Raw genomic sequence first — 19,994 nt, 5'->3', positions numbered from 1 at the left:
CGTATTATATATCAAGTAGTTGATTTTTTCCTAAAAATATATTGATTTTTGTCAATATAAGTATAGTTTTGTCTATGAAATTGTCAACTTAGGACTTGCTCATTAGCTCTTTGGCGAATTGCTATGAGGTTTAGTTGTAGGTCTTTGCTGAGACGTTTTTCAATAATTGCTATTGGCATTGTTAGCTTTGTCCAAACTTGAATTGTGTAGCACAGCTTAGTACCTTGACTTGTACCAACGGTATAAGGTTCTAAGCTCCAGCAACCGGAAAAACCTTTGAAGTCTCCTTCTACCATTTGGAAGTTGATGAGTTTGGGAAAGATTTCTTCTAGATCCAAAACCACACGCGCACAAAACTTGAAATTGAGCAAACGCTGAGATCCTATCTGTTCTAGACGTATACCTCCATTGGGATGCTCTAACAAACAACTTTTGGCGAGATTAGGGATAAATTGAGGTAAGGCTTCATAGTCTGTGAGAATTTTCCAGACTTTTTCGATGGAGTGGGGAATTTGAACCTGGGCGGTAATTTGCCGCTGTCGTTCTGCTAATTTCTCCACTTGGATGATGACTGGATCAATATCCAAGTTGGTTTCTAGAGCATTGTCATCAATGAGGTTAGGGGAATCAAGTCCCGCTGTTTTGTTTTCTGTAGTCACTGTTGAGAATGTGAATGAGTTGCTGAGGAAAACTGAGGTAGTGTGAGGGTAAAACAAATTTCGCTCAACTGAGAGTTGTCAATAGGGTTACTCTCAACAGCGATCGCTCCCTGTAAATAAAGATATAAGCTGCTTCCGATACAAAAAAGCTAACTAATGCTAACAAAAGTTGGCTACGAGAAAGTATCTTCACCTACTAGCTCCGATACTTTCTCCTGGTGGTTGTGGCTTGCTTAATATTTGATAATTAACCAATACAAACTTTGTTCCAGCACTATGATCATAACTGGTAAGCAACCTGGACTATAATTTGCTATAGAGCCAAACTCTCAACACTTAGAGGAACCATGTCGCCATTCTTTGTCAGTCCTAATAACATTGGCTGTTGAGCTTCAATTAACTTACCTGTGAGGACACAACGTTCATCTTGCTGGGCTGTAGCCGCTATACTCGCTCGAATGTCAGCACGGGAAAATCGGGGGTTCCACTCACCTGATTTTTGCTGCACATAATTCCAGAGAACATTTCTAATCAAAGCTTGATATCCTTGATTGCCTGCTATCTCTTTCAGTTTATCTTTCAGTTCGCGTTCTAAACGGATGCTGGTAACTTCCATGTCGGTGGTTGAGGTGCGTGCGATGGTATGCATTTGATTTTTTCTCCTTATAGATATGGACAGGATAGTAATACAAGTGTAGTATGTTTAAAGGAATGTTCAATAGATAAAATTTTTTTGAGGTGAATTTTTCTGTGAAATTCATTTACCCCATTTCCAGTCCCTTCCATCCCAGCAACTGTCAGGCCAGTTGGGAAATTGTTGTTGTGGAAGTGGAGTATTTATTTATGGCCGATGGTAGTCAGCATCCAAGGCAAAACACAGAGAGTAATTATGATTTTAGATATATCAACTTTGATCTGCTGAATATTAAACCACTATTAGAGATAACAAGCGGGAGGTACAGGGAAAATGTTGTACCAGAATAAGACCAGAAAAGTATCAGGTCAATTTTAGCCCCCGCTGCCGATATAGGTAAAGCGGGGGTTTTTAATCAGTGATTGGTGATTGGTGATTGGTGATTGGTGATTGGTGATTGGTGACTAATGACAGATTTGCAAGCAAACCTGGAATAACAGGAGAGCATAAGGAATGCTGAAATTAAATTATACCGAAAGAAGCTTTTATTTAGAGTGTATCACGCTGTCACTGGAAGAATGGGTGGCGCAAAGAGTGATTTTGGCGCTGCGAATCGGTCAAACGCTACATTTTGAACCTAGCACGGCTTCCTTTTTGCTACCTGTAGATTTACCAGGAGTAGAAAGGCTCAAGGCTGAAGCACAACGAAATGACGGTGAAATTATAGCTCTGTCTACCTGTGATGCTGAGTATTTGGAAATCACCTTGCGGGGTTCTTGGTTATCAGATGGTGCGGAAGAAGCCCAGGGTGTGTTTATAACGACAATGAGCGATCGCACTGAGTTCTTTTTACATAAACTTTGGCAAGAAGCTCAAGTTTGTGCATCTGTTTTAAGTGATTAAATTAGGCAGGGAATAGGGAATAGGGAAATAAATATTGATCTTTGCCTGCTGACTCCTGACTCCTGCTATATTATTGTTCCATTTCTAATAATTCGGGAACTGTGACAAATCTATAACCTTGTTGTTTCAATCCTGTGATAATTTCTGGCAATGCTTTTACAGTTCTTTCTCGATTTCCTCCCCCATCGTGCATTAAAACAATAGCTCCTGGTTTTGCACCTTTAACCACATTTTTCACAAACACTTGATATTTGGCACGGGGATCGGTATCAGCAGAAGTTAAAGACCACATGACAACGGCTTTATTTTGACTTTTAGCATAAGCAGCTAAACCATTATTTAAATAACCTCCAGGGGGACGAAATATAGATGTTTTTACCCCTGTGGTTTGATAGATTAAATCATTGGTTTTTTCAATTTCACTTTTAGCTGTGGCTGGACTCATTCTTTTATATAAATGATTCCAGGTATGATTACCAATGGCGTGACCTTCCGCTACCACTCTTTTAGCAATTTCGGGATGATTTTTTAAAGAACTTCCTACCCAAAAAAATGTGGCTTTGACATCATGTTCTTTGAAAATATCTAACATTGCTTCTGTGGTTGTTGGCCAGGGACCATCATCAATAGTTAACGCAATCACTTTTTCATTGTTTTTGAGTTTGACTTGATAAACTGTCTTGCCTTGAAATTTAGCAGGAACGGTAAAATTCAGGTTTTCGATTTTTGCTGGTGGTTGTGATTTTGTGTTTACTTTATTTTCAGGAATGGAAACACCAAAGGCTTCGCTGTTAGTGTTTGGTTGTGGTGTATTTGGGTTACTGGTACAAGCAGTTAGAAATAATGCTATTGTGGCAACAAAAATAATGTTTCTTGTTTTGTTGTCGTTGTTTGTGGAAGTAGAATTAACAAGGTTTAGCATTGATTTCTGTGATATAGTTCACAATATGAGAATTTGAACTTTTACAGTTTTAACAGAAAATCTCAATTTGGGGTAGAGGTTTCATTGGTATAAAATTCATACCCTTAATTCTCAAATATAAGTAACAGAATATACAAAGACAGAGTTTGATAGTTTAGCGGCAGTGAGATTTTCTATCTCCAGATAGATTTTGATGAGCTTTTTAGTGCAAAATTCAACCTAATTCTCTCGTAAGATTGATGAAAATGCTCTGATAGTCAATTAATCTGAAACTAGAAAGAAAATAGAAAAATAGAGTGGAAGAATATAAAAATGAAGATTCTTGATTTTGCTAAATCTAGATGGAAATTAGCATCGAGATTGATAGTATTAGCTTTTGCTTGTACCTTCATATTTTTATTCAATGCTTTTCCTGCTTTAGCTATCAGTAGTTATCAAAGTGAAGCAACAGAAGGAACGACACAATTATTAGAAACTCAACGCAAAACTGATGAAGCTGCTAAAAAACCACCCATAGGAATGAAAGAATCTCAAGAAAAAACTAGGAGAGGACTTAACGAGGTTCAAGGAGCAGCTGATATTGAAAAAATGAAGCGTCCTGAAAATACCGAAAGTGGGACTACTTCAGTAGAACAGGAAGTAGAAAGTTTTTTGGAAAAAATTACAGGCAGCAAGCAATAATTCATAATTCATAATTCATAATTCATAATTCATAATTATGATTTTTCGGTTTTGAATTGGTTTTGTTGGGTTGATGTGGATAATGTCGATATTTTGAGAACTTATTAAGTAAGTAGTTAATAGTTGAAAGGCAAATAATGAGCATGAATACAATCAATATTGGATTGACAGAAGAACAACGTCGCGGTGTGGTGGATTTGTTAAATCAAGATTTGGCAGATGCTTATGTGCTGGTAGTAAAAACTAAAAAATATCACTGGGATGTTGTTGGTCCTCAGTTCCGCACGCTGCATGAATTGTGGGAAGAACAGTATGAAGAAATTACAGAAAATATTGATGAAATAGCAGAAAGAATTAGAACTTTGGGTGGTTATCCCATTGGTACAATGGAAGGTTTTCTCAATATTGCTACTCTCAAAGAACATAGCGGAGAAATTCCTACAGCAACAGGAATGGTAAATCAATTAGTGGAAGATCATGAGCAGATTATTCGTAATTTAAGAAATCATGTAGATCGTTGTAGTGAAGAATTTCATGATCAAGTTTCCGCCGACTTTTTAACTGATTTGATGGAAGAACATGAAGAAATGGCTTGGATCCTACGTTCATTTATTGAAGGACAAGCATTAGAACCAAATGCCAAACAACAACCAACAGAAACTAAAGTTCCGGTGGGTGTTTAGTTAAGAATTTGCCACACAATTTTCAACACAAAGAGAAGATAAATTAAAAGGAGTAAACAAGTGCCAGAAGGATATCAAGCAGAGCGTACCATCTCAGCTGTATTTAAAGAACAAAAGCAAATTAATGATGTAATTCGTCGTTTACTAAATAGAGGTGTACCGAAAGATCATATTTCAGTGATGGGGAGAAATTTCCAGTCAGAAACGCGAATTTCTGGTTTTATTACCAAGCGCGATGTGATTTTAGGAGGTTTGAGAACAGGGGCAATTTTTGGATCTTTGTTTGGTTCTTTCCTCAGCTTACTTACAGGTGTAGGAGTATTGTTTATTCCTTTTGTCGGACCAATTGTGGCAGCAGGACCTATTGGTGCGGTGTTGCTGGGTGCTGCGAGTGGTGCGATCGCTGGTAGTGCTGGCGCTGGCTTGGTATCGGTTTTTACGGCTATGGGAATGCCAGAAGATAAAGCAGCGGTTTATCAAACTCGTTTACAAGCGGGAGAGTTTTTATTAATGGTAGAAATTCCGAGCGATCGCAGCGGTGAATTTCAATTAATATTAGAAAGTTCTGGTGGTGAAGAAATGCACACCATTGGTAAAACACTTACCCATCCTTGTCCGGGTCCTTGTAACAGTCCAGAAGATTTATCTCCTGAAGTTCGCGCTCATTTATCAGCAGAATCACAACAATTGTTCATTCAGCACTATAACACTGTACTTGATGAAACCAACGATGAATTTACCGCTGAACAATCTGCTTGGGATGCGGTTCATCAACAATTTGATGAAGATGAAAATGGTGTGTGGTCAAAACAAAAAGTTGGTGTTTAATTTCTTTTATTTCCATAACGAGTAATAGGTAATGGGGTAAAACTCATTACCTTTTTATCATTGACTAAATTTTATTTGCTAATATCTCGTAACTCAGGATTCAATCATCTTAAACTCATCCATTAATGACTGGTACGACCAGTAACTAAGCCCCAAATAAAAATGGCGATCATTGCCCCAATAATAGCCACAATTATACCGGGTATGCTCAAGGTTGCGGCTGTAAATTGTAATGTTCCTGTTTCCAATAAAGTAACTAAAGTTCCACCTATTAAAGCACCAATAATTCCTAATACCATTGTGGCTAAAATTCCGCCACCTTGACGACCAGGATAAATAGCTTTAGCGATAGCTCCGGCGATCAGACCCAGAATTATCCAAGCAATAATATTCATAGTTTATTCCATGAAAATTTCCATCTATAGATTAGTAATTTTATCTACTCATTAAGTCTATCAAAAGAGAGATTTAATTAATTGATAATTGATAATTGATAATTGATAATTAATAATTCATGACTTATAGTTTGTGGGTAATTGTATTTTTTGTGAATAATTAAATCAAATAAATCAAATAAATCAAATAAATCAAATAAATCAAATAAATCAAATAAATCAAATAAATCAAATAAATCAAATAAATATTGTGGGGTGGGCATACTTCGACATAGTTCGACTGCGCCCTTCGACTTCGCCCTTCGACACCGCCCTTCGACACCGCCCTTCGACTGCGCCCTTCGACACCGCCCTTCGACACCGCTCAGGACAGGCTCAGGACAGGCTCAGTACAAGTCGCTCAGTACAAGTCTTGCCCGCCAATCGTGTACCTCATGACAAAGGAAAGTGCTGTATTGAAATTGGTATTTAATTGGCATACATTGAGAAAATTCGTTTGCATATCAGGGCTAATGCAACTGTAATCATCATAATTAATGTAATTTTACCACCTGGTATCAATGATTGATAAATACCATCTGTTAACTTTTGTTTTTCTCGTTGTTGCCAACTCATAATTGCCGGAATAATTCCTCCTAAAATCGAAACACTAAATATTCCCGTATAGTCTAGAGCAGTAAAAAATATGCTGGGGTTTATTGTTCCTAAACTCATGGGTGGAAATAGCACAAGTGAGAAAATAGGAAACCGAGAAATTTGATTTTTTGTCATCCGAGAAATGTCTTGAAAGAAATCGACTAAACCGTAAACAAAACCGATAAATGAGGTGATAATTGCGAACTCTGAAAAAACAGTTAAAACTAATCCTAAAATTTCTCCTGCTTCTCCTGAAAGCAAAATTTGTAAGGGATCAAAAACACTGCCACTTTGTGAATTATTCTGGAGGATATCAGGACTAACGCTGCCTAAAATAACAGCATTCCAAGCCAAAAACATCATCAAAGGAATGCCAGAACCGATAATAATTGATTTCCTGATTTTGGTGATATCGCCTTCTAGTTGTGTCACCACTACAGGCACAACGTTATGATAAAAAAGAGCTACACAAATAACAGAAACTGCACCACCGACAGCTTGCCAATTTTGAAAGAGAAATTGTGAGCTTTTTACTTGTCCTGATCCTAGCAGCAATAATCCAAGAAAAGAAGTAATGACAATTGCCACAAAGGCACTATTTAATTTCTGAATAAATCTTTCTTTTCCTAAATAGAGAATGCCACCAAATAACAATGTAAAAGTTGTTGTTCCTATCCAGTTAGGTAAAATATTTTCTAACCCAACTATTTTAGTTAATGTCGATAATAAAATATCTCCACCTTTACTGATATACGCCACTAAAAGGGCGTAGTGCTTAAACAAATATGCACCACCAGCAATTCTAGATCCTGTTTTTCCCAATGTCTTTTCTACAGTTGCCAAAAAACCTATGCTAGTCATGCCTTCTGCACCCATAATATTTAAGGTTACTTCGGCAATTAATAAACCGGAAAATAAGGTGTATAACCAAACTGCAATAATGACAATTGTAGAGGGTAAAATACCCGATGGTAAAGTTACCGCAGGTAGGGCAAGAATACCAGCACCAACAGTAGTTCCAGCTATCAAAGCAGTGCTTCCTAAAACGCTACCTGGTTGATGATTTAATTTATTACCATCAAATTCCAGGTGAGAAAATAATCTGGTGACTTGCTTTTGTTCTGATTTGAGAACTTGATTCATGGGTTTTTGCTTAGATATCTGCCCAAAGCGGCAAGAAAATATTACTTGATATTACTTGATATCAGTAATTTTAGCAAAAATCTCTGATTTCCGCTAATTCCTCGTTTTTCTCGTTCCCATACAGAGTATAAGAATGAATTACAGCAGTTTTCATGTCTTTAGACCACATATTGATGCGAAACCTAAATCAAAATGTGTTTTATTTACCTGAAAATAGCTGTATTAAAAGCTCTGCCTTTATGGGATAGCAGAGTCAGAGACTCTGTGATGGCATTCCCAGTTAGAAACTGGGAACGAAATAACGAGATAAAGGGGAGGTTTTAAACTTTGAATGAAAAAATTGTCAATTGTCAATTGTCAATTGTCAATTATCAATTGATAACTGATTTTTTAAACAAACCGCTTTGTAAACTCATACATTAAATCTACTCTTCCTTTACGTAACATAGCGGGATCTAATCTTTCTGTAGTATTGCAAGTCATCAAAACCACTAAATGCTGCTTCATTTGTACACCAGATTCATCAATTACACTTTGGTACAAAGTCCCATCTAACAAGGCTAAAATATGTTCAGTTTTGTTGTTATATTGGGCTACTTCTGAAGCTCTATCTTGAGCTAAGTTATCAGCTTCGTTGATGATGATACAAATTTTCTCTAAATAGTTGGGTGGCACAAAGTTAGTAATGGCATCATGATCCAAAATAAAGATGACATAACCTAAAGGTACTAAAATTTCTTTGGCTACTGATTGTGTCCATGCTGTTTTTCCTGTACCTGGTTCTCCATGTACCACAATTGCTAATTGATTTTGATTGAGAATAGCTTGCTGCACTGAATCAGTAAAATCTTGAATTTCTTGGGGAAATGTGCGAATGGGAAATTGATTATGAACTTTACCGACACGGCTTTGATATCCACTTAACATCACTGCTAAATCATAAGTGGCTTTATTGATTAATGGGGCTAAATTTTTTGACATTAAAGTATATTGTCTGCGTCCCCGATCATAGGGGTCAATTTGTAACCAAATATCGTGTTGAAACCAGTAAGCATAAACGGTATTGACGACATCTAACCGTTCCCAACTAACAAATTTTTCGACGGGGAAATAGAAATCTCTTTCTGCATAATATTGGGTGATAATATCAGGACGTTCCAATAAACGTAGAACGCGCAAAACAGTAATTTCTTGCAATAAATTCAGTACATAATCAATAGGAATGCTGTTACGGCTGACAAATTGGACAATGGGAGTTTCTGTACTTAAAACGTCTTTATAACGATAATCTGGTGTGAGTGCATCGGGTGTGACGAAGTTCCAAAATTTCTGAAATTCACTACGAGTATAGTCAGAAGCTAAATTTAATATATTTGCCCACCAGGTATAATCTTTTCTGGCTAAAGCGTCTGCATAAAAACTGACTAGATTAATACTTCTTTGTGTTAACTCTTGAGTATCATTTAATATTAGTTGTTGGAAATAGTCCCAATCAAAATCACGCTGAAATGGTCGCCAACCACTAGCTAGTAGGTTATGACGATTGTTGTTCGCGGAACTACTATCATTATTTCGGAAATAGTCAAAATCCATAGGAGTCAGTAGTCAGTAGTGAGGATTAGAGGCGTTCCAGTGGAACGTCCGTACAGGAGTCAAACCTGGTTGATATTTGATTCTTGTTACATAATTAGTCTGGTATATCTTACAATGTAACTTTATACTACATAAATATAGCCACGTCAAGTATTATGCTTAAAATTGTTCAGTTTGAGCAAGTATCATATCACTTCTTTACAAACCTACAAAATACCATCGCAATTCAAGTAATATTTCTAGCAATGTTTATCGTCTGCTGTATTTAGGAAATTTCTCACTTGATGGGGGTATATAGCAATTTCGCATATATTGACAGCAAAATAAATCACTGAAGTCATAAATTTAACAGTTTATTTTCATACTGGATAGGATGTTTAATGCAACTAGTGTAATTTAATTTTTTGCTTATAGATATGTCAATAGTGATACTAAAGTAAATAACTATGCCTTTTTTCTCTACAAAGTTATTGTGAACTTATGAGGAAAATATTCTGTAATTTTGCATATAATCAAGGGGTGTCTACTAAAGCTATTCAGATTGAGTTGTTCTTTCCTGTTGAATGTGGGTAAGGATGATCAACTGAGTGGCAGCAAAACACTAGCTAATCTTGAATCAGCACGTCTTATGGTTTGTGGGATTATCGCCTAGTTTGACTATCAAGACGATAAAGCCCAATTTAATCTTCTGGAGACTAGATGTATCTGACACATTCATTCATGAGTGATGAAAAGAAGCAAAACTCTCAGCCGCCTTTGATTTTGGTAGTAGAAGATCATGATGATAGTCTATTACTACTTAGTTATACTTTGGAGTTACTAGGGTGTAGATTTATTTGTCAAAATGACAGTTACACTACACTCCTAGTAGCAAAAGAATATCAGCCAGACTTGATTTTGTTGGATATTCTGTTACCTGGGTTGAATGGTCTAGATGTTGTGCGATATTTAAAGCAAGATCCATTAACTCGCCACATTCCTGTTGTTGCTGTTACGGCTTTAGCTGGCAGGGAACAGCAAGAACGTATCCTGGGCGCAGGTTTTGACGACTATATCAGTAAACCCTATATGCTGGAGGATTTAGAGGCAATTATTCGTCGTTTTCTTGATCACAAATTTGAGCCTTATTCTCCGTTTGAACCATGCAGGTAAATAGAATCAAAATTTTTATGACTTCAAAATTTTTATGACTAATCTTTGCTGTCACAGGGTTTTATTTCTGACTCCTGACTCCTGACTCCTGACTCCTGACTCCTGACTCCTGACTCCTAAAAAATTAAGTTTCCTTTGGCAGTTTGATTTTGAATATACTACCTTTACTTAATTCTGATAAAAGTTCGATTTTTCCACCATGCGCTTCTATGATTCTTTGTGATAAATGCAGTCCTAAACCACTACCTGATCTTTTATTTCTCCCTTGACGAAATCGCTCAAAAATTGTTGCTTGATCTTCTGGTGCAATGCCATAACCAGTATCTTCAATTTCAATTACTACTTCACCTTGATGTGTTTTGGTGGGGCAAGTTTTCAAAATGCGAATTTCTACACCGCCTGTATCTGTAAACTTGATTGCGTTACCAATTAAGTTATTCAACACTCGGCGTAGTTCTAATCTATCACCTAAGACAATTCCTCCATGATTTTCTACCTGGTTTAACTCATGGGTATCTAATTTGAGAGTTAAGTTTTTCTCAACAGCAAGGGGAGTTAGTTCACTGATGACTTCTTCAGATATTTCTGTTAAGTCGCATTTTTCCAAATTTAAGGTCTTTTTACCTGCCTCGAAGCGATAAACTTCTAGTAAGGTATTGACCATTTGCATTAAATTTTGGTTACTGCGAATCATCACAGCGATCGCTTGTTTCATTTCTGGAGAAATTTTACAAAAAGTCTCCTGTTGAAACAAAGCTAACATTCGATCAGCTGCTACTAAAGGTGTGCGTAAATCATGAGTCAGACGCGAAACAAAATCTTCTCGCTGATGGGTCATTTTTTGTTGTTCATCAATACTATGCTTCAGTCGCAATAGCGATCGCACTCTGGCTAATAATTCATCAGTATCAAATGGTTTGCGAATAAAATCATCAGCACCCGCATCTAACCCTTCCACTACACTAGATTCATGAAAAGCTGTGATTAACAAAATTGGAATATAACCCAGATCAGGATTATCGCGAATTCTCCGTGTTACTTCATAACCATCCATTCCTGGCATCATCACATCTAGTAAAATCAGATCCGGTGGAGATTGTGCCACTTTTTGTAAAGCAGTTGCTCCATCTGATACTAAATCAATTTCATAACCCTCACTCTCTAAGAGTGTTTGTACTAAAATTAAATTATCTCTTGTATCATCAACGGCGAGGATACGATCAACCTTATCACTTTTGACAAAAGACATAGTTTATGTTTACAACTTTTTGGTCATTAATCTAAATTAATCTACTCTGGAATCTACACTTGGGAATTTACATGGAAGTTGACAGTAATTTAAAGTTTCAGATCAGGATATCCTAGCGAAACTTTATTGAATTGAAATGGTAGGTGAGGTAGATTTTGCTGAGAATAATAAATTCCATCATCACTACCGACATTCCAACTATAATTATCTCTAGTATTATCTCCCGCATGAGGTGATAATGAGATTTGACGTGGCAATTCAATTTTAAATACCGAACCCACTCCTAATTGACTTTCTAGAAATATTTTACCTCCCATCATTTGTACCAATGAATCAATAATTGCTAAACCCAGTCCAGTTCCTGGATATTTACGACTAATACCTTGATCTACTTGTCGAAATGCCTCAAAAATATGTTGATAATCTTGAGGGGAAATACCAATTCCTGTGTCTTTAATACTAATTGATAATTGATTTCTGGGAATTTCTTTCACTTCTACTTTAATGCTTCCATACTCTGTAAATTTAACTGCATTGGAGAGCAGGTTAATTAAAATCTGATGTACGCGCACCGGATCATTAAATACCAAAGTATTTTCTAATTCTATTTCCACTAACAAAGATAACTTTTTTGCTTCCGCTAAAGAACGAATTTCACCTACAGTATTATTAACTATCTTTGATAAGTCACATATTTCCGGTTTTAGTTCTAATTTACCAGCCTCCAATTTAGAAAAGTCCAAAACTTCATTCAATAACATCAGTAAATGCTTACCATTATTGAGGATACGCTCTACCATATCCGCTTGCTGATTGGTAAGTTGACCAAATTTAGGACGTAACAGTATTTGCGAAAAACCAATGATGGCATTCATTGGTGTTCGTAACTCATGAGATATGGTAGCTAAAAATTGTGATTTAAGTCGTGATGCTTCCAAAAATCTCAAATTTTGTAATTGAATTTGTTGCCTTTGTCTCTCCAATTCTTGGTTCTTCCGAATCAGTTGTTCATTACTTTCTTTAAGTTGTTGATATGCCAAATCTGCTTTCATTTCTGCCCGATATAACCGCATCGTGTTTCGCAAAACCAATACCAAATATTCTGAATTTAGTTGAGATTTAATCAGATAATCTGTAGCACCAGCTTGCAATAAATCAACAGCAATTTTTTCCTCTCCTTGAGCGGTGAGAATAACTAAAGGAACTTTGATTTCACAAGAGCGCAGCTTGTGAATTAAAGTGAAGCTATCTTGGTTTGGTAAGCAATAATCGAGAAAAACGCAGTCAAAATTAGTATTTTGGAGAGCAGAAAGGGCATTATTACCGTCGCTGACTTCACACAGTTCCATATAAACATCAGCTTTTGTCAGGGCTAGACGGACTGCCATGCGATCTACTTCATCATCATCTACAACCAAAATTTTCAGCGTCTCTTCCATTAGTTTTTATTTTCGCTGTCCAAAAGAGATTGAAGTACAGCATTTCTATTTTCAGATAGTAAGCATTCAGCTAAAACTGCTTTTTCAACTGATTTTCCAGGATGTTTAGGGGAGACTGATACTAAAATCAATTTCCTAATTCCTTGCTACAAATGCTCATAAATCCCAGATAATAGGTGATTACTGATTACTGACTGCTGAATACTGACTTCCAATACAGCAGCAGTCAGAACTAAAATGCTGTTAGTTCCAGGCTTTGTCAATCTCATTGTTTACTTTATTTACCTACAAGAAGCTGTATATAACTACAGAATTGACAATTTTTGTGTATCTCACAAAACGCTATTGAGTAACTCAGGTATTTTACACAATATCTAATTAATATTCTTTACATTCAATTTATCTTCCTCCACTTTTAGTAGTTTTAATTTGTTATGTTTTTAGCTGGTTGCAGAATCAAGTATTTGATTTTTTCTGCCATTTTTTTTTGATTGTGTTGAATCTCCTGGTTATAACTCTAACAAACGGAAAATTGCTCTCGTTTAATAAAAAATAATTTAAAAACAATTGGCAATTATCCAGATGAAAGTGATTCTCTATGAAATCTGGCAGAGTCGAGAGAAAGTAAAATCAAATACTTTATCCATCTCAACACAATTGTAAATGAGTAAATGATTTACCGTCCTCACCCATTAGTGAGAGTTGCATACAAACATTGTGTACCATCAGCTTGAGCAGTTTTACTCACTTGAACAGTAGTTAGTCTTGATTCGTGAGTGATTAATCATTCAATATTAAAAAGCTGTAAGTGCATATCTTGCTATTGCCACATAAGCGCGAATCATTAGTTTTAAGCCCTTGCCCTCGTTCATAGATAGAAAATTTTAAATTATCTGATGTTGTATGTGATGTTGGCGGAGCCTGTGGTCGGTACTATGATAGATGATGAAGTTACCAGTTGGTCATTCTGTTGATCATCTCTTGATACAGCACTTCCCAGTCTAATACTGTACCTCAAAACAAAGGAATCTGCTGTAAGTTTATGTCGCAAGAATCTTGTGCTAGGATAAAAATGTAAACCTCCTTGATTCAGCAAGCTATATACAAGGCTTTAAACTTGAATTTGACAGAATAACTAGAGTCAGATGTAATACATTTTCTGATCAGAGTCAGTAAAAATCACCCCCAATTACTGTCTCATTATTTACTAAGCAAAAAAACTGATCTGGTGTCAAAAAAGTAAGATCTCAAGTTTAGCACAAGCATTGTTGACAGAGTTGATGAGAAGAAAAAGACAAATTTATAACATTTAACCAACTCGTCAAGGTGAGGTAAAAGTATTCAAGGAGATTGGTAGAACTTAAAATTCAAGAAAAAATGAGAATAAGGAAGGCACAGTCATAACAAATAGGTTGATTGTCTGATTTTCCATTGGTTTCAATATTTCATATTTTCCAAAAAAATAGCCATATACCCGTAGCTAGATTTTTACTTCTATCCCAGATAAAATAAGTGAAATTTATTATTTCTGTCGATGGATGCAACCAGGTCAAAATATCATCTATCTTTAGTTTGGGAAAATTAGATCCAAATTAGATCCAAATTATCCAAAACTTGCATTCATTGTAAGAATTCAGGAGTCAGGAGTCGTAGGTGCGAAGCATTCGGGCGACCAATTATCAACTTTATGCAAAGGCTATTTTCCTGTAAGGGCGAAGCATTCGGGCGATAAATTATCAATTTTGATCACAGGTTATTTTCCGAATGCTTCGCCCCTACTTCGCCCGTACAGGAGTCAGGAGTCAGGGGTTAGAATATTTGTGTGCAGCAGGAATCCAGATGAGCAAGTTTGTTTATCAGTTTGTTCATCAATTATCAAGCATGACTCGAAAACTCTCATTCATTCTGAATCCTGTATTCTGTCTCCTCAATCCTTACCAGTCAAATTAAGTTCAAGTTAAGTTCAAGTTAAGTTCAAATTAAGTTCAAAGCAGCAGTCAGATATATAGTTGGGTGTAACAATGAATGAGATTAGCATTCTTTTAATTGAAGATCATGATTTAACCCGGATGGGGTTAAGGGCTGCATTGCAGTCACACGGAGGGTTAAGGGTGATAGGTGAAGCGGCAAATGCCAGCCAAGGATTAAAACTTTTGGAAACTGCCAAGCCAGATGTAGCGGTAGTGGATATTGGTTTACCAGATATGGATGGAATTGAACTCACCCGCAAGTTTAAACGCCATCAAGCAGAAACTGGGCAAAATAATACAAAAATTTTAATTTTGACAATGGATCATACAGAAGATGCCGTCTTAGCTGCTTTTGCGGCGGGTGCAGATTCTTATTACATGAAAGAGACAAGTATTAACAAATTAACTGAAGCTATACAAGCTACTTATGCTGGTAACTCTTGGATTGATCCAGCGATCGCCAATGTGGTACTCAAAAAAATGCGCTCAAGTTTACCAGGAGAAAGTCTCACATCTGATAAACCAAAGACTGTAAAAATTGAGGCTTTAGCTACAGAATATGAACAAGTTCTGGAAACCTATCCTTTAACTCAGCGGGAACTGGAAATTTTAGAATTAATTGTTGCTGGTTGCAGTAACGGTCAAATTGCAGAAAAACTGTATATTACTGTGGGAACAGTAAAAACTCATGTTCGCAATATTTTGAATAAACTTTGCGCTGATGACAGAACCCAAGCCGCAGTTCGCGCTTTACGTTCTGGGTTAGTAGGTTAATCGGTGACAGGTGACTGGTGACAGGTGACTGGTGACTGGGGAAGAAGTGATAGAGTTTATCCATCAAGTAAAACCTGTTCTCACTGTGGGCATAAAAAAGAAAATCTTTCTTTATCCGAAAGAATTTATTGCTGTGAGAACTGCGGTTTTGAGATAGATAGGGATCTAAACGCTGCAATTAATTTATCGCGTCTGGCTAAGGCGTGAAAGTCTACTGAGGGATAACTGCTCCCATGCTCCCGTTGAAGTAGAAAGTAAAGTCTAGTTTTGTCTCGGTTTTATATAGCAGGTTAAGTTAAACGTTCTTGCAAACATTCAGCAATACGTTTGGCAGCACCAGGTAAACCCATCCTTTTAACTCCATTTTCAGAAATTTCGTGTAAAAGATCGGGATTTTGTAGCAGGGACTGTGTTACTTGGGCAACTTTTGTTGGTTGGTCTACTAAAATTAGAGATGATCCTAGAAGACGACTTTGGGCTTCTGCAAAAGCAGGATTATATTGAGGACCTTTACCGGGAATAGCGATCGCTGGTTTGCCTAAACCAATAAATTGTTCTGTTGCTGTACCTGCCATTGCGATCGCTAAATCCCCCAAATGTAAACAATCATTATAAGCTTGTTGAGTGAGAATAAGATAAGCATTTTTTTGTTTAAAACTCAAAGCATGAGCATCAGCCAGTTGAACTGGAGATTGATCGCATTTTTGCCAACCTGGAATTTTTAAAGTTTGAGTAAAAATATTGCCATCTAAACCGGGAGCGATCGCACCTAAAAACACCATCTCTCGCTCCCGGAAACTCTCAATCAAAGCTGATACAGCGATCATCATCACTTCCCAATTATCATAAGCCTCACCTGCACGAGAACCGGGAAGCAAAGTCACAACCAAAGGACGAACAATCTCTTGTTGTTCAAAACTATCATGATCAAATCTAGAAGTGCCAAAAGAAGGTTCTAAACCATCCATCATAGGATTTCCCACATCAAAAGCTGTAATAGGCCACTTTCTTAAAATTTCTGTTGTCAGCGCATCTCTAGGAAACACCGCCCGACAAAGACGACGACTCATCAACCACCTTTCCCAAGGATGATAAATAGAACCTGAAAAATTTTCCCAACGTGTCGATTTTGACTTTCTGGGTAATAAACCCAACTCATCCCGCACATAATATTCAGATTTTGCCGTTCCCACAAAAGCATAATTAGCACCGCTGATAGCTGCAAACAACAGTGGTACAATATCCCCCACAGCTAAAATCGCCTTTTGATTATCTAACTTTGTTTGCGAACTTACCCAACGACGCACCGCTTGAATCTGCTTCCAAGTCAGTTGTACCAAACCACCCTGGACATCCCGCATCAGTTGACGACTATCCATATAAATAAAACCACCAGAAGGCATAGTCTTAACTTCACCAATACAAGGCACATTTAAATTTTGGTAAGCACGACCTTCACCCACTATGGGTAAAGCAAAAATATCAGGAGGAGAAGATAACTGTTGCAGTTCCTTAATGATCCGTGCAGCAATGATATCTTCACCATGACCATTACTTAAAACCAGTAACTGTAAACGAGAACTTTTATCTGGAGACTGCTTCAATAAAGGTAATTGAGATAGATCACGCATAGAATTTTGGATTTTAGATTTTAAATTTTAGATTTTGGATTTTAGATAGGGGCTTGCAATTTGTCATCATTAAGCCTGATAATGAATAGTACCAATTACCAAAACAACCAAAACACCTGTACCCAGATCCTCGACTTCTCAAAGAAGCCGGGGATCTTTTTAGATTTTGGATTTTAGATTTTAGATTTTGGATTTTAGATTGGGTCTTGCAATTTGTCATCATCAAGCCTGATAATAAGTAATACCAATTACCAAAACAACCAAAACACCTGTACCCAGATCCTCGACTTCTCAAAGAAGCCGGGGATCTTTATCCTCAGCGATCGCCTAACACCGTCAGCTTTTGTAGTAGCATAGTAGTAGCAAAAATCTAACCAGAAACAAAAAATTACAAATTTGGTCTCTTAATCCATAAGTATCTACAGCAAAGATTATCATTAATTATGCGAGTTTCTTCTGCGGCAATTTTTACCTTAGCTACTTTAGCTGTTAGTAATGCCACTCAGCAAGCCAATGCTGCACCGACTCAAAACACAAATCAAGAGCATAAAACCGCAACAACAGATGTGGTAATAGTGCCTGATGTAGAAACTCAAACAGCACAGGTAGAAACCTTAACAGCACCAGAAACTACTTATGCCATAGAATTTAGCTCTCAACCGATATTGCAACCAGTAGTTGTACGGACAAATATCAATAATTATATTAATAATAATAATAATAATAATAACAACAATAACAACTTAATTACAGATGCTAATTTAGTAGTTACCGCCACCAATGTCCAGATCATAGGCGCTAATGCAGAATTAGAGCAAATCATTCGTAAAGTTATTAAAACCCAAACTGGAGGAGGAACTAGTCAAACCCAACTTCAACAGGATGTAGCCGCAATTTTAGACACTGGTTTATTTGCTAATGCGACAGTTAACAGTAGCAATACATCCGCTGGTGTAAATGTAGTTTATCAAGTGCAACCAATAGTTGTACAAGCATTACAATTAACTGGTGCAAAAGTTCTTACTTATCAAGTAGCCTTAGAAAATTTCCAAAATCAGATTGGTAAAGATATCAGTCCAGCAGCACTTCAGAACATAGTACAGCAAATTAACCAATGGTATAAAGATAACGGTTATACCCTAGCCAGAGTATTATCAATTCAACCGAACCGTCAAGGTATCCTCACAGTCAATGTAGCAGAAGGTTTAGTAGGTGATATCAAATTTCGGTTTTTGAGTGAAGAAGGCGAAAAATTTGATCAAAATGGTAATCCCATCAAAGGACGTAGTAAAGCAGATTTTATCAGACAGCAACTCAAACTACAACCCGGAAAAGTATTTGCAGAAGATTTAGCGCGGCAAGATATCCAAACTTTATATAAATTAGGTTTATTTCAAAGCGTCAATGTTGCATTTGAAGGAGATGCAAAAAAACTAGATTTAATCTATGAACTGCAAGAAGTAGGAGCGCGTTCTGTTAACCTGGGAGGTGGATATAATGCTGATGATGGGATATCAGTGATTGTTAGTTATAGAGATCAAAATGTTGGTGGTGTGAATGATACCTTGTCTGCAAATGTGGAACTAAACAGACAGGATGTACTGTTTAATACTAATTTTAACAGTCCTTATCGAGAAACCAACCCTGAACGTTTGGGTTATAACATCAAAACCTTCCGTAGAAGACAAATTTCCGATACCTTTGACGATAAAATCAAACTGCCGAATGGTGATAAAGTGCGGGAAGGGAAAATAGGCGCTAGTGTGAGTTTGCAACAAGAAATAGATGGTTGGGATGCTGCTGTAGCTCTGAATTATACTCGTGTTACCATCCGCGATCGCTCTGGAAATATTACCCCCAGAGATGCTAACAATAACCAATTATCCTTGAGTGATACTGGTGTGGATGACCTAGCTACCGTATCATTTACAGCCACCAAAGACAAGCGGGATAACCCAGTGCAACCAACTGAAGGTTCAATTCTCACATTCAGCACCGAACAATCTATACCTGTAGGTAATGGACAGATTACCATGAATCGGCTACGGGGCAACTATAGTCAATTTATGCCCGTAAATTTATTTAACAGCACACAACCCCAAGTATTTGCTTTAAACCTGCAAGCTGGTACTGTAGTGGGTGACTTACCACCTTATGAAACTTTTAACTTAGGTGGTTCTAACTCAGTGCGTGGTTATGATGGTGGTAAAGTAGGAAGTGGTCGTAGTTATGTGTTAGCTTCTGCTGAATATCGTTTTCCGATCTTCCCTATTGCTGGGGGTGTGATATTTGCTGATTTTGCCACTGATTTAGGTTCTGGTGATACCGTGATTGGAGAACCAGCTAATGTGAGAAATAAACCTGGTAGTGGTTTTGGTTATGGTGCGGGTGTGCGCGTTGATTCGCCTTTAGGTTTAATTCGTGCTGATTTGGGAATTAATGATCAAGGTGAAAGTCGGGTGCATATTGGTATTGGTCAGAAGTTTTAATTTGGTTGTGGTGTGTTAAATTTCTAAGTAATGAACCACGTTCTGCGAAGCAGTTCCCGAAGGGTAGAAGCAAAGGACACGAAGGGAGGAGGTTTAGAGAGATTTTCCGTATGTTTTGATTAATTAGGGTAAAATTATAACAGTGTGTTGGTTTTGAGTCTATGCGTCAATGTCTTAATCCTGACTGTCTTTTTCTTAATCCTGATAATTTTC

The 19,994-nt window shown here is 37.0% G+C and carries 19 protein-coding genes and 1 pseudogene; 9 read left to right on the top strand and 11 right to left on the bottom strand.

Annotated elements, in window-relative coordinates; genetic code table 11:
* Nucleotides 1-83: 83 nt before the first annotated feature.
* From H6F47_RS21500 to H6F47_RS21495, 3 genes are all read right to left on the bottom strand, one after another.
* A complete protein-coding gene (locus H6F47_RS21500) occupies nucleotides 84-614 on the bottom strand; it encodes an SRPBCC family protein (RefSeq protein WP_236104120.1) in 531 nt (176 codons plus the stop codon).
* A gap of 109 nt (nucleotides 615-723) precedes the next feature.
* Nucleotides 724-852: a hypothetical protein gene (locus tag H6F47_RS28640; RefSeq protein ID WP_272110723.1), complete on the bottom strand. Its 129-nt coding sequence runs from the start codon at nucleotides 850-852 to the stop codon at nucleotides 724-726.
* A 120-nt stretch (nucleotides 853-972) separates the two neighbouring features.
* Entirely contained in the window at nucleotides 973-1,308 is a 336-nt protein-coding gene (locus H6F47_RS21495; protein ID WP_190650906.1) for a hypothetical protein, read from the bottom strand.
* 101 nt (nucleotides 1,309-1,409) lie between these two features.
* Here H6F47_RS21495 and H6F47_RS21490 point away from each other — a divergent pair, with 101 nt between their 5' ends.
* Entirely contained in the window at nucleotides 1,410-1,643 is a 234-nt protein-coding gene (locus H6F47_RS21490) for a hypothetical protein (RefSeq protein ID WP_236104119.1), read from the top strand.
* Between the two features lie 163 nt (nucleotides 1,644-1,806).
* A complete protein-coding gene (locus H6F47_RS21485) occupies nucleotides 1,807-2,196 on the top strand; it encodes an alr0857 family protein (RefSeq protein WP_137668503.1) in 390 nt (129 codons plus the stop codon).
* Nucleotides 2,197-2,266: 70 nt separating this feature from the next.
* On the opposite strand, the gene H6F47_RS21480 is transcribed toward H6F47_RS21485, so the two are convergent.
* Complete coding sequence (locus H6F47_RS21480) at nucleotides 2,267-3,118, bottom strand: polysaccharide deacetylase family protein (protein WP_190650904.1); 852 nt, start codon at nucleotides 3,116-3,118, stop codon at nucleotides 2,267-2,269.
* A gap of 312 nt (nucleotides 3,119-3,430) precedes the next feature.
* Here H6F47_RS21480 and H6F47_RS21475 point away from each other — a divergent pair, with 312 nt between their 5' ends.
* The 3 genes from H6F47_RS21475 to H6F47_RS21465 all read left to right on the top strand — a co-directional run bounded on the left by H6F47_RS21475 (nucleotide 3,431) and on the right by H6F47_RS21465 (nucleotide 5,310).
* Nucleotides 3,431-3,799, top strand: coding sequence for a hypothetical protein (locus H6F47_RS21475; protein ID WP_190650902.1), 369 nt, complete (start codon nucleotides 3,431-3,433; stop codon nucleotides 3,797-3,799).
* 143 nt (nucleotides 3,800-3,942) lie between these two features.
* Nucleotides 3,943-4,482 carry a Dps family protein gene (locus H6F47_RS21470; RefSeq protein ID WP_096568383.1) on the top strand — a complete coding sequence of 180 codons (540 nt, stop codon included), beginning with the start codon at nucleotides 3,943-3,945 and terminating at the stop codon, nucleotides 4,480-4,482.
* Nucleotides 4,483-4,542: 60 nt separating this feature from the next.
* Complete coding sequence (locus H6F47_RS21465; RefSeq protein WP_096568385.1) at nucleotides 4,543-5,310, top strand: ChaB family protein; 768 nt, start codon at nucleotides 4,543-4,545, stop codon at nucleotides 5,308-5,310.
* A 122-nt stretch (nucleotides 5,311-5,432) separates the two neighbouring features.
* Here the strand turns inward: H6F47_RS21465 and H6F47_RS21460 are convergent, their stop codons facing one another.
* The 4 genes from H6F47_RS21460 to H6F47_RS21445 form a co-directional block, all read right to left on the bottom strand.
* Nucleotides 5,433-5,705: a GlsB/YeaQ/YmgE family stress response membrane protein gene (locus H6F47_RS21460; RefSeq protein ID WP_137668499.1), complete on the bottom strand. Its 273-nt coding sequence runs from the start codon at nucleotides 5,703-5,705 to the stop codon at nucleotides 5,433-5,435.
* 77 nt (nucleotides 5,706-5,782) lie between these two features.
* The gene (locus H6F47_RS21455) at nucleotides 5,783-5,968 is read right to left on the bottom strand and encodes a hypothetical protein (RefSeq protein WP_190650900.1); all 186 of its coding nucleotides are present in this window, start codon (nucleotides 5,966-5,968) and stop codon (nucleotides 5,783-5,785) included.
* A 205-nt stretch (nucleotides 5,969-6,173) separates the two neighbouring features.
* The gene (locus H6F47_RS21450; protein WP_096568391.1) at nucleotides 6,174-7,484 is read right to left on the bottom strand and encodes an aromatic amino acid transport family protein; all 1,311 of its coding nucleotides are present in this window, start codon (nucleotides 7,482-7,484) and stop codon (nucleotides 6,174-6,176) included.
* Nucleotides 7,485-7,874: 390 nt separating this feature from the next.
* Nucleotides 7,875-9,077 carry an AAA family ATPase gene (locus H6F47_RS21445; protein ID WP_137668498.1) on the bottom strand — a complete coding sequence of 401 codons (1,203 nt, stop codon included), beginning with the start codon at nucleotides 9,075-9,077 and terminating at the stop codon, nucleotides 7,875-7,877.
* Nucleotides 9,078-9,776: 699 nt separating this feature from the next.
* Here H6F47_RS21445 and H6F47_RS21440 point away from each other — a divergent pair.
* A complete protein-coding gene (locus tag H6F47_RS21440) occupies nucleotides 9,777-10,229 on the top strand; it encodes a response regulator (protein ID WP_137668497.1) in 453 nt (150 codons plus the stop codon).
* A 124-nt stretch (nucleotides 10,230-10,353) separates the two neighbouring features.
* On the opposite strand, the gene H6F47_RS21435 is transcribed toward H6F47_RS21440, so the two are convergent.
* A complete protein-coding gene (locus H6F47_RS21435) occupies nucleotides 10,354-11,478 on the bottom strand; it encodes a hybrid sensor histidine kinase/response regulator (RefSeq protein WP_190348709.1) in 1,125 nt (374 codons plus the stop codon).
* 89 nt (nucleotides 11,479-11,567) lie between these two features.
* Nucleotides 11,568-12,917, bottom strand: a complete 1,350-nt coding sequence (locus tag H6F47_RS21430) for a hybrid sensor histidine kinase/response regulator (RefSeq protein ID WP_190348710.1) — start codon at nucleotides 12,915-12,917, stop codon at nucleotides 11,568-11,570.
* Between the two features lie 2,021 nt (nucleotides 12,918-14,938).
* Here H6F47_RS21430 and H6F47_RS21425 point away from each other — a divergent pair.
* Together H6F47_RS21425 and H6F47_RS21420 are read left to right on the top strand one after the other, a co-directional pair.
* Nucleotides 14,939-15,661 (top strand): response regulator transcription factor, encoded by a 723-nt coding sequence (locus H6F47_RS21425; protein WP_096568407.1) that lies wholly within the window; start codon nucleotides 14,939-14,941, stop codon nucleotides 15,659-15,661.
* A 48-nt stretch (nucleotides 15,662-15,709) separates the two neighbouring features.
* Nucleotides 15,710-15,868: pseudogene (locus H6F47_RS21420) on the top strand (transposase); the annotation flags it as partial.
* Nucleotides 15,869-15,951: 83 nt separating this feature from the next.
* Here H6F47_RS21420 and H6F47_RS21415 read toward each other — a convergent pair.
* Nucleotides 15,952-17,292 (bottom strand): lipid-A-disaccharide synthase-related protein, encoded by a 1,341-nt coding sequence (locus tag H6F47_RS21415; protein ID WP_190650898.1) that lies wholly within the window; start codon nucleotides 17,290-17,292, stop codon nucleotides 15,952-15,954.
* 443 nt (nucleotides 17,293-17,735) lie between these two features.
* Here H6F47_RS21415 and H6F47_RS21410 point away from each other — a divergent pair, with 443 nt between their 5' ends.
* Nucleotides 17,736-19,781: a BamA/TamA family outer membrane protein gene (locus tag H6F47_RS21410; protein ID WP_190650896.1), complete on the top strand. Its 2,046-nt coding sequence runs from the start codon at nucleotides 17,736-17,738 to the stop codon at nucleotides 19,779-19,781.
* The last annotated feature ends 213 nt before the right edge of the window (nucleotides 19,782-19,994 follow it).

The organism is Sphaerospermopsis sp. FACHB-1094 (genome assembly GCF_014696195.1).
GTDB classification, from domain to species: domain Bacteria; phylum Cyanobacteriota; class Cyanobacteriia; order Cyanobacteriales; family Nostocaceae; genus Sphaerospermopsis; species Sphaerospermopsis kisseleviana.
The sequence above is the reverse complement of the archived record's forward strand: the minus strand, read 5'-3'. Positions and strand labels throughout refer to the sequence as shown.

What these genes read in the sequence shown, in the direction of transcription:
- H6F47_RS21495 (WP_190650906.1), bottom strand. Translation starts at nt 1,308, where the DNA reads ATGCATACCATCGCACGCACCTCAACCACCGACATGGAAGTTACCAGC.
- H6F47_RS21485 (WP_137668503.1), top strand. Translation starts at nt 1,807, where the DNA reads ATGCTGAAATTAAATTATACCGAAAGAAGCTTTTATTTAGAGTGTATC.
- H6F47_RS21480 (WP_190650904.1), bottom strand. Translation starts at nt 3,118, where the DNA reads ATGCTAAACCTTGTTAATTCTACTTCCACAAACAACGACAACAAAACA.
- H6F47_RS21475 (WP_190650902.1), top strand. Translation starts at nt 3,431, where the DNA reads ATGAAGATTCTTGATTTTGCTAAATCTAGATGGAAATTAGCATCGAGA.
- H6F47_RS21470 (WP_096568383.1), top strand. Translation starts at nt 3,943, where the DNA reads ATGAATACAATCAATATTGGATTGACAGAAGAACAACGTCGCGGTGTG.
- H6F47_RS21460 (WP_137668499.1), bottom strand. Translation starts at nt 5,705, where the DNA reads ATGAATATTATTGCTTGGATAATTCTGGGTCTGATCGCCGGAGCTATC.
- H6F47_RS21455 (WP_190650900.1), bottom strand. Translation starts at nt 5,968, where the DNA reads ATGCCCACCCCACAATATTTATTTGATTTATTTGATTTATTTGATTTA.
- H6F47_RS21450 (WP_096568391.1), bottom strand. Translation starts at nt 7,484, where the DNA reads ATGAATCAAGTTCTCAAATCAGAACAAAAGCAAGTCACCAGATTATTT.
- H6F47_RS21445 (WP_137668498.1), bottom strand. Translation starts at nt 9,077, where the DNA reads ATGGATTTTGACTATTTCCGAAATAATGATAGTAGTTCCGCGAACAAC.
- H6F47_RS21440 (WP_137668497.1), top strand. Translation starts at nt 9,777, where the DNA reads ATGTATCTGACACATTCATTCATGAGTGATGAAAAGAAGCAAAACTCT.
- H6F47_RS21435 (WP_190348709.1), bottom strand. Translation starts at nt 11,478, where the DNA reads ATGTCTTTTGTCAAAAGTGATAAGGTTGATCGTATCCTCGCCGTTGAT.
- H6F47_RS21430 (WP_190348710.1), bottom strand. Translation starts at nt 12,917, where the DNA reads ATGGAAGAGACGCTGAAAATTTTGGTTGTAGATGATGATGAAGTAGAT.
- H6F47_RS21425 (WP_096568407.1), top strand. Translation starts at nt 14,939, where the DNA reads ATGAATGAGATTAGCATTCTTTTAATTGAAGATCATGATTTAACCCGG.
- H6F47_RS21415 (WP_190650898.1), bottom strand. Translation starts at nt 17,292, where the DNA reads ATGCGTGATCTATCTCAATTACCTTTATTGAAGCAGTCTCCAGATAAA.
- H6F47_RS21410 (WP_190650896.1), top strand. Translation starts at nt 17,736, where the DNA reads ATGCGAGTTTCTTCTGCGGCAATTTTTACCTTAGCTACTTTAGCTGTT.